The sequence below is a fragment of the Bradyrhizobium barranii subsp. apii genome (assembly GCF_011516635.5).
Taxonomy (GTDB): Bacteria; Pseudomonadota; Alphaproteobacteria; order Rhizobiales; family Xanthobacteraceae; genus Bradyrhizobium; species Bradyrhizobium barranii.
In genome coordinates, this window is sequence record NZ_CP096255.1 from 8,070,053 (window position 1) to 8,084,874 (window position 14,822).

Here is a 14,822-nt window from a genome sequence, read left to right on the forward strand (position 1 = left end):
GAATGGCCATCAAGCCGCACTCATAGCCGCGCCGCGAGATGCTGGAAACTCACAAACGGAATCAAGGTAAAACGAAACCAAGCATTAGCCATCCGACGGCAGCCCCTGCTCGATGCCACGAAAACGCAGTGGCGCCAGCGCGGCGGCGCGCTGCCACCAGTCGGCGACGCGGTCGTCGAGTGCGGTCACGCCGCGACCCCGGCCGGGGAAGATCCGGATCTGCTGCACCGCCTCGGCCTCGAACCCCCTGCCCTTGCGCGTGATCTTGAGGGCGGCGCCCTCGCGGTCGCGCTGGGTCAGCGGCGCCAGGAGGCGGCCGCGCGGGCGGAGCGACTGAAGCCAGAGCGAATGCGGGTGCGGGAAGCCGGCATGAACGATGATCACGTCGGCCGGCTCGCCGATCTCGTCGCATCCATCGCCATGCACGACCTCGACATTGCGATAGGGGCGAAGGTAGTTCGCGGCACGCGCCGCAAGCCGCCCGTCGCATTCGATTGCATGCACCCTGCCTTTGGGCCCCACGATCTTCGACAAGACCGCCGAAAAATAGCCGAGACCGCAGCCGATCTGGACCACGCGGTCCTTCTCCCCGACGTCGAGCAGATCGATGAAGTGCGCCCACAGGCTCGGCAGCCCGGTGTCGAGCTTGCGGCGCGCATCGATCGCCACCAGCACATTGTCGTAGAGATGAACGGGATCGGCATCCGGCGTCAGCCGGTAGCCGCGCGCCGCCTCGCTCTCGATGCGCCAGGGTCCCTTCGCCAGAAAATCCTCGCGCGGGATGGCGGCGAGCGCTTCGAGCAGGCGTGGCGAGGCGATCCGCTCTCGCTTCGCAATCAACTCGACGTAGCGCGCACGCGCGGCGGCAAGATCGCTCATTTCATCGCATCGGCCTGTTCAAGGACGGGCACGTCTCCGCCGAGCTCGCTGAGGAGCTGCATCGCCTGCTTCAGGTCCGGGGTATAAAAGCCCTCGCTGAACTTGCCGACGATCGGCAAAAGCAGGAGGCTTGCGTGCTCGCGCTTGCCGGCTTGGTGCGACAGGCGCGCAAGGCTGACGGCGGTCCGAAGCTCCCATGACAGCGCGCCCTGCTTGCGCGCGGTCTCCAGCGACAGGGCGAACAGGTCCTCGGCCTCCTGCACCGATGCCGGATCACCGTCCGACATCGTGATCTCGCCCTGCAGCCGATAGACCTCGGCGAGATAGGAGTGATCGCCGGTCCGTCTCGCGGTCGCGAGCGCGCCGTCCAGCGCGCGCAAGGCGGCATCGCGCATCCCGACCTTGGCATAGGCTTCCGCAAGCAGGCAGCGGAACCAGCAGCCGGCGAGCCAGGAATCCATCGCCTCGTATTCGTCGAGGCCGAGGCGCATCTGGCTGAGACCTTCGTCGGCCTCGCCGAGCTGGGCCAGCGCCCAGCCGCGTAGGATCGCCGCCTGCTGCTTCCAGTGCAGGAAATTGTGCTCGGTGGCGATGATCATGGCGCGGTTGGCGTGGTCGCGCGTACCCTCGACGTCGCGCAAATGCTGGCACAGATAGGCGCCGAACACGAGCGCGAAGGCGAGCGTGAAGGGATGACGGATCTTCTCGGCATTCGCGATCGCCTGCTCGCTGTGCTGGCGCGCCGCGTCGGGCCGGCCGAGGAACCAGAGGAGATAGCCGAGATAGGACAGCGAAACGACGCCGGGATCGGTACCGTGCCGCTCCATCAGATCGGAGTGCAGATCGGGACTGTAGAGGTTGATGCAGCGGTGCAGATGGTGCTGGGAGGCGGCAAAACGGCCGCGATAGAGCATCGTCATCGCGATCGAGCGGTGCGCCTCGATCAGATAGCCGGTCTGCTGCGCCGGCTGCGTGCGCTCGTTCAGCCGTTCGCGCTTGGCGAACTTCAACAGCTCGACGCTGAGATCGTGCGCGCGGCTGAGATCGGCACGGATGAAATGGCAGACCCAGAGCCCACGCGTGGCGGCGAAGGCCTTCTCGTCGTCGTCGAGCTGTTGACCGAGCTCGAGTGCGCGGATGTAGTTCTCCTCGACCTCCTGCACGGCGTAGCCCTTGGCGGCAATCAATGCGTTGCCGAGCGCGATGCGCAGCTCCAGCTCCATCTCGTCGGCGCCCTGCATGCGTGCATTGGCCTGCACGACGCTCAAGCCCCGGCGCAAATGCCCGATCGCCTCCAGATTGGCGCCGCTCTTGGCCGCCTGCTTGCCGGCCTTGAGCCAGAAGCTGGCGGCGCCCTCGCTCTGGCCGGATTCGGTGAGGTGATGGGCGAGCAGTTCCGGTTCGCGCTCGGTCTTCTCCGGATACATCTCGGCGAGCACCTGCGCGATCCGCGAATGCAGCTTGCGCCGCTCACTGTGCAGCAGGCTGTCGTGCGCGGCGTTCTGGATCATCACATGCTTGAAGGAGTAGAGCGCGCCGGGCGGATGGCCGCGGCGCATGATCAACCCGGCCTCCTCCAGATGATTGAGCGCGGCCTCGATCTGCTCCGCCGGCGTATTGGCGACCGCGTGCAGCGTCTCGTAGGAGAACTCGCGACCGATGGTGGCGCCGATCTGCGCGATGCGCTTGAACGGCCCCATCCGGTCCAGCCGCGCCATCAGCGAGTCGGTGAGGGTCGCCGGGATCGCGAGCTGCCGCCATGGGCCCGACAGCACGTAGCGCCCGTGCCGCTCGGTCAGGAGGTTGGATTCGAGAACGGTCTTGGTCAGCTCTTCCAGGAACAGCGGCACGCCGTCGGTCTTGACGATGATCTCCTCGACCACCTCCTTGGGAAGCTCGCGGCCCGCGACGCGCTCGACCAGTGTCGTGCGCAGCTGCCGGCTCAGGCGGTTCAGCACCAGCGTGGTGATGTGCGAATGCGCGTTCCAGCTCGGCTGGAATTCGGAGCGCGCGGTGATGATGACAAGGACCGGCTGGTTCTGCACCCGGGCGACGAGGAGGTCGATCACCTCGCGGGAGGTCGGGTCGATCCAGTGCAGATCCTCAAGCGCGATCACCAGCGGCATGTCGCGCGCAAGGCCGAGGAAATGATTGACCAGCGCCGCGACGGTCGCATCCTTCTGCTGCTGCGGCGACAGATCGAGCGGCGGATAGCGGTCTCCGGTCGGGATCGACAGCAGCGCGGCAAACAGCGGCGTGACCTGCTCGATGTCGCCATGGGCGGCGGCGATCGCGGTCTCCAGACCCGCCAGCGACGTCGCGGATGGATCCTCGCGGTCGAGGCCGAGCGAGAATTTGAGCTGCTCGGAGAACGGATAGAATGCCGTGGAGGTGTAGTAGGGCGAGCACTGGAACGAGACGTGTCCATGGCGGTCGCCCGCGATCCGATCGAAGATCTCCTGGATGATGCGCGACTTGCCGATGCCGGGCTCGCCGAACTTGACCACGACCTGGCCGTCGCCGTCCTTGACCTGCTGCCAGCGCCCCATCAGCAGCGCGATCTCCTCCTCGCGGTTGACGAGCGGCGTCAACCGCCCGCCCATGGCAGCAGCGAAGCGGGTTTCCGCCCGCGAGGCGCGCATCACGTGCCAGGCCTGCGTCTTCTCCGAGATGCCCTTCAGCGCATGGACACCGAGATTGCGGTAGTCGAACTTTCCCTTCAGCAGCGACTGTGTCGAGGACGAGATCACGACGCCGTTGGGTGGCGCCAGACCTTGCAGGCGCGCGGCGAGATTGACGGTTTCTCCGACCGCGGAATCGCGCTCCTCGGTGCCTTGGCCAACGAGGTCGCCGACCACGACGAGACCGGTTGCGATCCCGATGCGGACGGCGGGGGCGTGGCTCAGCGCACCGCGCGGCTCGATCGCGCGCGCAGTCGACAGCACCCGCACGATCTCGAGCCCGGCGCGCACCGATCGCTCGGCATCGTCCTCATGCGCGGTCGGATAGCCGAAATAGACAAGGATACCGTCGCCGACGAAGCGCGCGGCAAACCCTTCGTAATGCTTCACCACGCGGACGCAGGTCTCGCGAAAGCTCGCGATCATGTCGCGCACGTCTTCCGGATCGAACTGCACCGACAGCGAGGTGGAATCCACCATGTCGCAGAACATGGTGGTGAGCTGACGCCGTTCGGCACCGACTTCCGCCCGGACTTGCGGGCGCGCGGCCGTATCGGGCTTCTCGGCGGTCTCAGCGTGGAATAGCGCCGACATCGCGCGCTGAAGCCGCTTGCGATCGCCGAGCGGCAATCCGAGCTCGACCAGGTCGGATTCCGTCAGGTCCCCCATCACATCGAGATCGAGGCGGTGCTGCGCGAAGAGATCGGTGTAATGTCCAAGACCGACGCCTTCGAGCCAGCGCTTCAACCCGCCTTCCGTCCCCGTAACAGGTTCATTCTCCAGCATGGTGATTCTGCCCGACCTTCACTCCGTCGAAGGGCTTTAGACCCCTCAACCACAGATTTTGGGGCCCGAACTTCACCTCAGACTGGACGCGTTCCCTAAGTCTTGGGAAGAATAGCTCAATCAGATCAAAAGGGAATGGCATTGTCCCACATTGCATCCGTAGCGGGAGAGGATTCGGACAGCGCAGGCGCCGAAACCAGGACGTTTGCCGATATCGGCGGCCTTCTCGACTTTTATGCGCGCAAGACGCCGTCGGCACCGGCTCTCCTCGCGCCGGGCCGGCCGGCCCTCACCTACGGCAAGCTGGGTGAGTTGGTCCAGCAACTGGTCCGCACCCTGCGGGGGCTCGGCATTGCCCCTGCCGACCGGATCGCCGTTGCGCTGCCGCGCGGCGCCGACAGCGCGCTGGCGCTGATCGCGGTCGCCTCGGCCGGCGCCTGCGTCCCGGTCAATCCCGATCTGACGGCCGACGAGCTGCAGCGCTATTTCAGCGAATTGAAGCTGACCGCGCTCGTCACCCGGGCCGACATGAATTCACCAAGTCGTGACGTTGCCAAGGCACTCGATATCGCGGTGATCGATTTCGTGCCGGGGCCGAACGACAATCTCGGCGGCTGCGCGTTCATCGGCCCGGCAGTCGGGCCGGCCAGCACGAGCGGCGCCTCGCGCGGCGACGATGACGCCTTCATCCTGTTGACGTCAGGCACGGCGGCGCGGCCGAAAATGGTGCCGCTGACGCAGCGCAATGTGTGCCTGTCCGCATACAATGCCGGCCGCGTGCTGTCGCTCGCTGCCCACGACCGCCTGCTCAATGCCCTGCCCCTGTTTCACGCTCATGGTCTGATCTCCGGCCTGCTGACGGCACTTGCCGCGGGCTCCAGCGTGATCTGCACCAACGGTTTCGACGCATTGTCCTTCTTCGGCTGGATGCGGGAGCTGCGACCGACCTGGTACACGGCGGTGCCGACCATCCATCGCGCGCTGCTGACGGCGGCCGAGGCCGACCCGGACCGCGCCCGCTCGTCGTCGCTGCGCGTGATCCGCTCGGCCTCATCCTCGCTCGCGCCTGCGATCCTGAACGGGCTGGAGGCGATGTTCGGCGTTCCCGTGCTCGAGACCTACGGCATGACGGAAGCGGCCTCGCAGATCTCGGCCAATCCGTTCGAGCTGCGCAAGGTCGGATCGGTCGGCCGCGCTGCGGGCCCCGAGATCGCGATCATGGACGGGGCGGGCCGCACGCTTGAGAGCGGCAAGCATGGCGAGATCATGCTGCGCGGGCCGAACATGAGCCGCGGCTATTATAATGACGAGGCGGCGACACGGGCCGCCTTCCGCAACGGCTGGTTCCGCACCGGCGACCTCGGCTATCTCGACGCTGACGGCTATCTCTTCATCGTCGGCCGCATCAAGGACGTCATCAACCGCGGCGGGCAGAAGATCTCGCCCCTGGAGGTCGAAGAGGTCCTGCTGAGCCATCCGGCGGTGCTGGAGGCCGGCGTGTTCGCCGTTCCGCACCAGAAGCTCGGCGAAAACGTCGCCGCCGTCGTGGTGCTGCGCCCGAATTCCGAAGCAACTCCGGACCAGCTTCGGCAATTCGCGCGCAAACGTCTTGCGGCCTACAAGGTGCCGAGCCTGATCCGCGGCGTGGCCGCACTGCCGAAAGGCGCGAGCGGCAAGGTCAAGCGCAACGCGCTGGCCGATCTGATCGCAACCGCGGAGCATGACGTCGAAGCGCAATTGCCGCGCAACGCGCTGGAGACCCAGCTCGCGGGGATCTGGGCCGGTCTGTTGGATCTGCCGCAGGTCGGCATCGACCAGGATGTCTTTGCGCTCGGCGCGGACTCGCTCGCGGCGACGCAGATGCGCTCGCGCTTGCGCGAACGCTTCAACGTCGACTTCTCCTTCGAGGACATCTTCGATTGCGCCACGGTCTCAGCGCTCGCGGCCCGGATCGAGACCGCCACAACCCATCGCGAGACGATGGTGCCCGCATGGCGCCAGGCGGCGGCAGCAGACGCGCCGCTGTCGTTCCAGCAGCAGCGGATGTATGTGCTCTCGCGGCTCGATCCGACCCGCTACAATTACAACGTCGTCGAGGTCGCCGTTCTCAAGGGCCTGGTCGACGTCGCCGCGCTCTCTGCGAGCCTCGCCTCGATCTGCGCGCGCCACGAGGCGCTGCGCTCGATCTTCATCGAGCGCGAGGGCGAGCCGGCGCAGCGGCTGCGGCAATCACCTCCGCGATTCGAGCGGATCAAGCTCAAGCCCTGCGCGGCGGACAAGCAGGGCGCAATCATCCGGCGCGAGGCGCTCGAGCTCGCGCAATATCCCTTCGACCTGGCGCACGAGCCGCCGCTGAAGGTCACCCTGCTGTCGTTCGACAAATCCAGCCACGCGCTGGTGGTCAACGTCCATCATCTCGTCACCGACGGGTGGTCGCAACGGCTGTTCTGGGAGGAGCTTGCCGCCCATTATTCCGCTGCACGCAAGGCAAGCGCGGTGACGTTGCCCTCGCCCGCCTTCCAGTATCGTGACTTTGCGCTATGGCAGCAGAGCTGGGCTCAGACGCCGGCGGCGAAGGAGCAGCTCGATTACTGGCGGACCCAGCTCGACGGTGTCACCACGCTGCCGCTGCGGACCGACCGGCCACGGCCGGAGGTCTGGAGCGGTCACGGCGCCCGTCACTATCTCGAATTCTCCAAGGCGCTGTCGGCCGATCTGCGCGCGCTGAGCCAGGACCAGGGCGTCACGCCTTTCATGACGCTGCTCGCGGCTTTCCAGTGCCTGTTGTTCCGCTACACCGGACACGAGGATGTCGCGACGGGATCGCTGATCGCCAACCGCAACCAGATCGAGAGCGAGCGATTGATCGGGCTGTTCGCCAACACCCTGATCCTGCGCAACGATTTCGGCGGCGATCCGGGTTTTGGCGAACTGTTGCGGCGGGTGCGGCAGGTCACGCTGGATGCCTACCGCAACCAGGACCTCCCGATCGAGGAAGTGCTGCGCGCGCTCCAGATCGCGCGCCGGAGCGACGGCAACCCGCTGTTCCGGATCATGTTCATCCTCCAGAACGCCTCGATCGAGGCGGCACGTTTTCCCGGCCTGTCGACGCGGCGGCTGGAGGTCGACCCGAAAGTCGCGCGCTTCGACATCACGCTCGAACTGGTCGAGGCCGACGGGCGCTTCACGGGCTTCTTCGAATACGCAACCGATCTGTTCGACGCTGCGACCATCGAAGGCATGGCCGCTCAATTCAAGACCCTGCTCAAGGCCGTGATCGCCAATCCGGAGCAGCGCATCTCGCGCCTGCCGCTCCTGACGGAGGCCGAATGCCGGCAGTTGCTGGCGAAAAGCCAGGGCGTGGTGGCCAATTTCACCACGCGCGGCAATCTTTGCGAACGCCTCGAGCGCCAGGCGAAGAAGACACCGAACGCAGTTGCCGTGTCGGACGAACACACCTCTCTGACCTACCGGGAGCTCGCCCGCCGCAGCCAGGCGGCCGCACGCTGGCTCGCGCGCGAAGGTGTCGGCGCCGAGAGCGTTGTCGCCTTGCTTGCAGATCGCGGGCCCGACCTGCTTGCCGCGATGATCGCCGCGCAGCGCGTGGGCGCTGCCTTCCTCAATCTCGATCCCGACCAGCCGCCGGCGCGGCTTGCGACCATCCTTGGATCGAGCTGCGCCCGCATGCTGCTGACCGGGCGCGCCCAGTTGGCCATGGTCGAGGCGCTGCTCGAACCGCTGGTCGAGCGCATCCATGTCGCCGAGCTCGAGGACGCGATCGCACCCGGATCGACCAGGCCTGCCCGCGCCGCGCGGCGCGCAGCCGCGAGCCTCGCCTATCTCATCTACACATCCGGCTCCTCCGGCGCACCGAAGGGCGTCATGATCGAGCAGCGCGGGCTGTCGAACCATCTGGCGTCGCTCATTTCCGAGCTCGGCCTTACGGCCAGGGACGTGATCGCCCAGACTGCGCCGCAGAGCTTTGTCATCTCGGTCTGGCAGTTCCTTGCCGGTCCCATGGTCGGCGCGCGCGTCCATGTCTGTGCCCACGCAATCGTGCAGGACCCGATCCTGCTCGCGCGGGAGATCGAGCGTGAAGGCATCAGCGTGCTCGAGATCGTGCCGTCGCTGCTGCGGGTGATCCTCGACCGCATGGACGACGCGCAGGTCCAGCGCGCCTTTGCGGGATTGCGGCTCCTGATCTCGACCGGCGAGCCGCTGCCGGTCGATCTCTGCCGCGCCTGGTTCGCCCGCTGCCCAAAGGTGCCGCTGATCAACGCCTATGGCGCATCAGAATGTTCCGACGACGTCTCGCTGCATCGCCTGACCAAAGCGCCGGCGGCGGCGACAAGCAACGTCCCGGTCGGCGCGCCGCTGCCCAACACCCAGCTCCATGTGCTCGATCAAAACCTCCAGCCGCTGCCGGTCGGCGTGACCGGCGAGCTCTGCATCGGCGGCGCCGGTGTCGGCCGCGGCTACATCAACGATCCCGCGCAGAGCCGGCAGCGTTTCCTGCCCGATCCGTTCGCGCGCCAGGAAGGCGCGCGGCTGTACCGGACCGGCGACCTCGCACGCCGCCGCGCCGACGGCACCATCGAATGCCTCGGCCGCGCCGACCATCAGGTCAAGGTCCGGGGCTACCGTATCGAGCTCAAGGAGATCGAGAACGCGCTTGCCGACCATCCTGCGGTGCGCGCCGGCATCGTCGAGCCGCGCCGCGAGGCGAGCGGCGATGTCAGGCTGATCGCCCATATCGTCGCAAGGGCCGGCAGCCAGAGCAGCGCCAGCGAGCTGCGCGACTTCCTGAAGAGCCGGTTGCCGGGCCATGCCATCCCGTCCGCATTCCTGTTCCTGGACCAGATGCCGCTCAATGCCCATGGCAAGATCGACCGGTCGGCGCTGCTGGCGCCCGCGCAGCAGGACGTCTCCGGACCGGACGCCGCCGTGCCGGCGCGGCACTTCACCGAAAAGGTGCTCTCGGACATCTGGGTCGACCTGCTGAAGGTCGAGAGCCTCGGCGTGACCGATAATTTCTTCGATCTCGGCGGCCATTCGCTGCTGGCGGGCCAGGCGATGGCACGCGTCGCCCGTGCGCTCGGCGTGTCGCTGCCGATCAAGACCATCTTCGAGGCTCCGACGATCGAAGAGCTCGCCCGGCGGGTTGACGAGGCCGTGGCAGCAAAGCCGCGCAAGCCGGCAACAGGCATGTTGCGGCCTGCTGAAGGCGGGCTCCCAACGCTCTCGATCGCACAGGACCAGATGATGCGGATCGAGCAGAACCTGCCGGGCTTGCCGCTGTTCAACCTGCCCTTCGCCTTCCGCCTCCAGGGCCCGCTCGATCCGACCACCCTCGCGCAGGCGTTCGGCGACATCGTGCGGCGCCACGAATCGCTGCGGACCGGATTCGGCCGGAGCGGCGAAGAGCCCGTCAGTCGCATCGCCACACCCGGCGAGCTCGGACCGGCCCTCACGATCGAGGTCATCGGCGACGGACGTTCCCACGACAACAAGCGGCGCAAAGCCCTCGAACTCAGGAAGATCGACCTCCTGATCGAGCAGGAGACCTACGCCCCGTTCGACACTGCGCGGCCGCCGCTGTTGCGGGCGCGGCTGTTGCGGCTCCATGCCGACGATCATGTGCTGCTGCTGACGCTGCATCATGCCATTGCCGACGGCTGGTCGATCGGCGTGCTGTTCGAGGAGCTGTCCAACCGCTATGCGGCGCTGGCCGGACGTCCGTCCGTGCCGCTGCCGAAACTGCCGCTCGCCTTTTCGGACGTCGCCCGCTGGCAGCGCTGGTGGTGCGGCACCGACGCCGCCCGCCGCCAGGCCGCCGACTGGACGGAGAATCTGCGCGGCGCGGCCCCCGTCTTCGACGGTGAAGCCAGCCCCGGCGCGTCTACCGGGCATCACCCCGTCAGCCTCGAGCGCGAGCTGATCGGCCGGCTCACGGCGTTCGCCGGCCGGCATAACAGCACGCTGTTCATGTGCCTTCTCACCGGCCTGAAGGCCCTGCTGCTGGCGCAGAGCGGCCGCAACGACATTTCGGTCGCCACCGCCATGGCCAATCGCGCCCAGCCGGATACCGACCGGGTCGTCGGTCCGTTCGAGAACACGGTGATCGTCCGCACCCGAATCACGCCGGAGCTGTCGTTCGCGCAAGCCCTGGCCCGCGTACGCCAGAGCGTGCTCGACGCGCATGCGCGCCAGGAGCTGCCGTTCAACATCCTGGCCGACCATCTGGAGCAGGAGGGGATCGATCCGGCCTCGCTGCTGCAGGTCTATTTCACCCTGCAAAATCCGCTGCGCCAGCCGCTCGATCTGGCCGACGTCACGATCGAATCGATCGGCAACGTCGCGCGCGAAGGCCAGCCGGTGCTGCCGATCGACCAGACCTGGCTATCGCTGATGCTCAAGGAGCGCCCCACCGGAATCACCGGCTCATGCAATTACAAGGGCGAGCTGCTCGATGGCCGCAGGGTCGGTGAGTGGATGGCGAATCTCGTCGCGCTGCTGGATGCGGCCGTCGCCCACCCCAACGCGCCGCTCGGCCGATTACTCGCTCGCAGGGCGGCATGACCGGCTGTACGGGACGGGAGAACACAGGTTCACTCGCCAAAGCTGTGCATGACCAAGTTGCATCTTGATTATTTGGCGCCAGCGCGCAAGATTATTCCCTCGATTTGATTTGGACGATTATTTTCAACCGGGGGAGTATGTTATGGGTTTCATCAAATTTACCAAGGGTACCTCGTTGAGCGACAAGGACCGCAAGGCCCTGCAAAAGCTGCTGGGCGCCGAGAAGAAGAAGCTCCAGTCCGCGCTCAAGGATGTCGATGCCAGCCTTTCGATGCTGGGCGGAGCGAAGAAAGCCAAGAAGAAGAAGAAGAAGAAGTAAGGATCGTCGGCCGGGACGCCGCACGAATCCTCAGGCTTCACTTTCCGGATATGGGCCGCTCGCTTGTCGAGTTGGGGTCTCGCACAAGCTTGCGCCTGTAAACCGGCCTGCAAATCGACAAGAAATTGCCCGGGTGGACCGTTAGAAGCGGTCCGCTCAGTTGATTCTTGCTCAGTTGATTCTTCCGTCAGGGCCGGAGACTTGGCCTCCGCCTGACGCCATGGGCCTTATTGATGGCAGACGACAGAATTGAACTGTTTGTCGGACTGATCGAGACCATTGACGCTCCGGGCGCAGTCGATGCGTGCCGACGCCTGCTTTCGGTCGACGAACGGATCCGCGCCGACCGCTTCATGTTCGAGCGGCATCGGCGGCAATATATCTTCGCGCACGCGATGCTGCGCCTGGCGCTGTCGCAGGCCGCGCCGAACGTCGCCCCCACCGATTGGTCCTTCGGGGCCGGTCGCTACGGGCGGCCGTTTGTCGCGGCGCCCGCGACCTCGACCGCGCTGCACTTCAGCCTGTCCCATGCCGATGGCTGCGTTGCCTGCGTCGTGTCCGGGCATGAGACCGTCGGCGTCGACGTCGAAACCGTGTCACGGCGGGTCGCGCCACTGTCCACCGCGCTTCGCTTCTTTGCGCCGGAGGAGGTCGAAACGTTGCGCGGACTGCCGGAGCCCGCCGCGATCGAGCGCTTTTTCGACTATTGGACGCTCAAGGAGGCCTATCTGAAGGCGAGGGGTTTTGGGCTCAATCTGCCGCTCGACGCTTTCGCGATGCAGGTGTCCCGGGAGGCCATCGAGATCAGCTTCAAGCCCGATATCGCCGACGATCCGCATGCATGGCGCTTCTCGCTGTGCTCGCCGTCGCCCTCGCATCGCCTCGCGATCGCCGACGGCTCCCGCGCGCGCGGCGGCCTTCCCATCACCCGCAATTCCTGGCCGTTCCAGGAAGCGGCTGAATGACGCCCCCGCGGCTGCGCGTCTTTCCCGCGATCTCGCGCAACCGCGATCCCAAGAAATATGTCGGCGAGCTGATGCGGGTGGCACAGTTCGCCGACCGCAACGGCTTCGAAGGCATCCTGCTGTTCGAAGGCAACGACGTGTTCGTCGAGCCCTGGGCGATGGCCCAGCACATCATGGGTGAGACCACGCGAAGCTCGCCGCTGATCGCGGTCAATCCGGTCTACATGCACCCGTTCGCCGCGGCAAAGTTCGTCTCGTCCTTTGCGCAGCTCCACGGTCGCAAGGTCTATCTCAACATGATCACGGGGACCGCGGTCAGCGACCTGCAGGGGCTGGGCGACGAGCAGTCGCATGCGGACCGCTACGTCCGGCTCGGCGAATTCGTCGCGCTGATGCGCCAATTGCTGGAAAGCCCCCGCCCGGTGAATGTCGAGGGCCGGTTCTACCGCGCAAGCAATCTGCAACTTCGCCCGCGCCTGCCGGCGGAGCTGATGCCGGAATTCCTGGTCGCGGGCCAGTCGGAGGCGGCGCAGCGCGTGGCGAAGGAGACCGGCTGCATCAAGATGCAGATGCTGCCGCCCGATCTCGATCGCGGCCTCGATGCGCCCGGAATGAACTTTGGCATCTTCGCCCGCGAGGGACGCGACGAGGCACGGCAAGCCGCGAAGGCACGCTTCCGCGACAATCCCGATGATCGCGAGCTGCTCGCGCTCACCGTGGAGAACAGCGATTCCGTGTGGAAGCGGCGGCTCTATGACGGCCAGAGCGGCGAGCTCGCCGACAATGGCTACTGGCTGCTGCCGTTCCTGACCTTCCAGGCCGACTGCCCCTATCTCGTCGGCAGCTACACCGAGGTCGGCGCAAAGCTGAAGGATTTTGCGGCGAAGGGCCTGACCACGATCATGCTCGACATGGTCGCCGACGAGGCCGAGATGCAGCACGTCCGCAAGGCGCTCGCGGCGAGCGGGATGTTCTAGGACGTCACGCCGAGCGGACTGAGCCGTGCCAGCGGCTCGCTGCCTTCCGGCCGCCGCAAGAGCTGCATGACATGCCGCTTCAGGCGCACGAATTCGGGTTCGGTGACGAGATCGTGGCTGCGTGGCCGCGCGAAAGGCAGCACGACATCCTCGATCACCCGGCCGGGTCTTGCGCTCATCACGACGATACGATCGGCGAGGAACAATGCCTCGTCGATGTCGTGGGTGACGAAGACGGTGGTGGTCGGGATCTTGCTCCAGATGTCGAGCAGGACCCCCTGCATCATGCCGCGCGTCTGCGCGTCGAGCGCGCTGAAGGGCTCGTCCATCAGCAGCACCCGCGGCTGGTTGATCAGGACCCGCGCAATTTCCACGCGCTGCTGCATGCCGCCCGACAATTGCGCCGGATAGAACGCCTCGAAGCCGGAGAGGCCGACCAGCTTCAGGATCGCGTCGGCGGCACGGTCGCGCTCCCTCCTCCCGAGACCCCGCATCTTCGGGCCGAAGGCGACATTGTCACGCACCCGCTTCCAGGGAAACAGCGTGTGCTGCTGAAACACCATACCCCGGTCCGGGCTCGGACTCTGGACCTGCTGGCCGTCGACCGTGAGGCGGCCAGCCGTGATCGGCAAATGCCCGGCCAGCGCGCCGAGCAGCGTGGATTTGCCGCAGCCGGAGGGACCGAGGATGCAGACGAGCTCGCCCGGCGCAATCGCGACATCGAGACCGCTGACCGCTTCGAATGCATCGCCGCCCGATCCGAGCGAAATCGAGACATCGGCGAAGTCGATCCGACCGACGCTGTTCGTGCCGATATCCGCGACCCGGATGTTCATCGCGCCACCTTCGGGCTACGCCAGGGCATCAGAAGCCGCCCGGCCGTCGTCAGCAGCCAGCTCGAACCCATGCCGAGCAGGCCGATGATCAGCATGCCGACGATGATGTCGGCGTAGTTCTGGAGCGTGTAGGCTTCCCAGGTGTAATAGCCGATGCCGAACTGGCCCGAGATCATCTCCGCGGTGACGAGGCAGAACCATGAGGTGCCCATGCCGATCGCAAGCCCGGTGACGATGCTGGGCGCGGCGTCCGGCAGCACGACTTCGCTCAGGATCGCCAACTCCCCCGCGCCGAGGCTGCGGGCGGAGGCAACCAGCCGGAGGTCGACATTCGCGACACCGTGGACGGTGTTCAGCACGATCGGAAACAAGGCACCGATGAAGGTGATGTAGATCATCGAGAGTTCGGACGACGGAAAGATCAGGATCGACAGCGGTATCCACGCCACCGCCGGAATCGGGCGCAGCAATTCCAGCGGCGGCAGCAAAAGGTCGCTCGCGGCGCGTGACCGGCCGATGGCAAAACCAAGGATCACGCCGATCACCACCGCCGCCCCGTAGCCCGCGAACACGCGCCAGAGGCTACTGGTGACATGTGCCGTCAGTTTCGGCGAACGAAATAGGGCGAGCGCGGATTGAACGACCTCGACCGGCGGCGGCACGTTGCGGAAGGTCACGATCCCCAGATTGAGATGCGTTGTCGAAGCGACCTGCCACAGGGCAATGCAGGCCAGGATCGAAAGGCCGCGGACCATCCAGCGGATGCCCGCAGGCCGCGCCTTGATAGCGGTGGCCATCGC

At 66.3% G+C, this 14,822-nt stretch carries 8 protein-coding genes; 4 read left to right on the top strand and 4 right to left on the bottom strand.

All coding sequences use genetic code 11. The features are described from left to right. Nucleotides 1–84 precede the first annotated feature (84 nt). Nucleotides 85–879, bottom strand: coding sequence for a protein-L-isoaspartate O-methyltransferase family protein (locus HAP41_RS38715; RefSeq protein ID WP_166082149.1), 795 nt, complete (start codon nt 877–879; stop codon nt 85–87). Further along, nucleotides 876–4,346: an ATP-binding protein gene (locus HAP41_RS38720; RefSeq protein WP_166082148.1), complete on the bottom strand. Its 3,471-nt coding sequence runs from the start codon at nt 4,344–4,346 to the stop codon at nt 876–878. The genes HAP41_RS38715 and HAP41_RS38720 overlap by 4 nt, the downstream gene beginning before the upstream one ends. Before the next feature lie 135 nt (nt 4,347–4,481). Between HAP41_RS38720 and HAP41_RS38725 the strand changes: the two genes are divergently transcribed. The 4 genes from HAP41_RS38725 to HAP41_RS38740 all read left to right on the top strand — a co-directional run bounded on the left by HAP41_RS38725 (nt 4,482) and on the right by HAP41_RS38740 (nt 13,186). After that, on the top strand, nt 4,482–10,925 hold the full coding sequence (locus HAP41_RS38725; RefSeq protein ID WP_166082147.1) for a non-ribosomal peptide synthetase: 6,444 nt from the start codon (nt 4,482–4,484) through the stop codon (nt 10,923–10,925). Between the two features lie 142 nt (nt 10,926–11,067). Continuing rightward, a complete protein-coding gene (locus tag HAP41_RS38730) occupies nt 11,068–11,244 on the top strand; it encodes a hypothetical protein (RefSeq protein ID WP_166082146.1) in 177 nt (58 codons plus the stop codon). Nucleotides 11,245–11,477: 233 nt separating this feature from the next. Next, the gene (locus HAP41_RS38735) at nt 11,478–12,209 is read left to right on the top strand and encodes a 4'-phosphopantetheinyl transferase family protein (protein WP_166082145.1); all 732 of its coding nucleotides are present in this window, start codon (nt 11,478–11,480) and stop codon (nt 12,207–12,209) included. Further along, complete coding sequence (locus HAP41_RS38740) at nt 12,206–13,186, top strand: LLM class flavin-dependent oxidoreductase (protein WP_166082144.1); 981 nt, start codon at nt 12,206–12,208, stop codon at nt 13,184–13,186. Before HAP41_RS38735 ends, HAP41_RS38740 begins: the two co-directional genes overlap by 4 nt. Here HAP41_RS38740 and HAP41_RS38745 read toward each other — a convergent pair. Together HAP41_RS38745 and HAP41_RS38750 are read right to left on the bottom strand one after the other, a co-directional pair. Further along, nucleotides 13,183–14,022 (bottom strand): ABC transporter ATP-binding protein, encoded by an 840-nt coding sequence (locus HAP41_RS38745; protein WP_166082143.1) that lies wholly within the window; start codon nt 14,020–14,022, stop codon nt 13,183–13,185. The two genes, HAP41_RS38740 and HAP41_RS38745, sit on opposite strands and share 4 nt — an antisense overlap. Beyond that, nucleotides 14,019–14,819, bottom strand: a complete 801-nt coding sequence (locus HAP41_RS38750; protein WP_166082142.1) for an ABC transporter permease — start codon at nt 14,817–14,819, stop codon at nt 14,019–14,021. Before HAP41_RS38750 ends, HAP41_RS38745 begins: the two co-directional genes overlap by 4 nt. Nucleotides 14,820–14,822 lie beyond the last annotated feature (3 nt).

Excerpts from the sequence above, each read along its gene's own strand:
- HAP41_RS38715 (WP_166082149.1), bottom strand. The coding sequence starts at position 879 with ATGAGCGATCTTGCCGCCGCGCGTGCGCGCTACGTCGAGTTGATTGCG.
- HAP41_RS38720 (WP_166082148.1), bottom strand. The coding sequence starts at position 4,346 with ATGCTGGAGAATGAACCTGTTACGGGGACGGAAGGCGGGTTGAAGCGC.
- HAP41_RS38725 (WP_166082147.1), top strand. The coding sequence starts at position 4,482 with ATGGCATTGTCCCACATTGCATCCGTAGCGGGAGAGGATTCGGACAGC.
- HAP41_RS38730 (WP_166082146.1), top strand. The coding sequence starts at position 11,068 with ATGGGTTTCATCAAATTTACCAAGGGTACCTCGTTGAGCGACAAGGAC.
- HAP41_RS38735 (WP_166082145.1), top strand. The coding sequence starts at position 11,478 with ATGGCAGACGACAGAATTGAACTGTTTGTCGGACTGATCGAGACCATT.
- HAP41_RS38740 (WP_166082144.1), top strand. The coding sequence starts at position 12,206 with ATGACGCCCCCGCGGCTGCGCGTCTTTCCCGCGATCTCGCGCAACCGC.
- HAP41_RS38745 (WP_166082143.1), bottom strand. The coding sequence starts at position 14,022 with ATGAACATCCGGGTCGCGGATATCGGCACGAACAGCGTCGGTCGGATC.
- HAP41_RS38750 (WP_166082142.1), bottom strand. The coding sequence starts at position 14,819 with ATGGCCACCGCTATCAAGGCGCGGCCTGCGGGCATCCGCTGGATGGTC.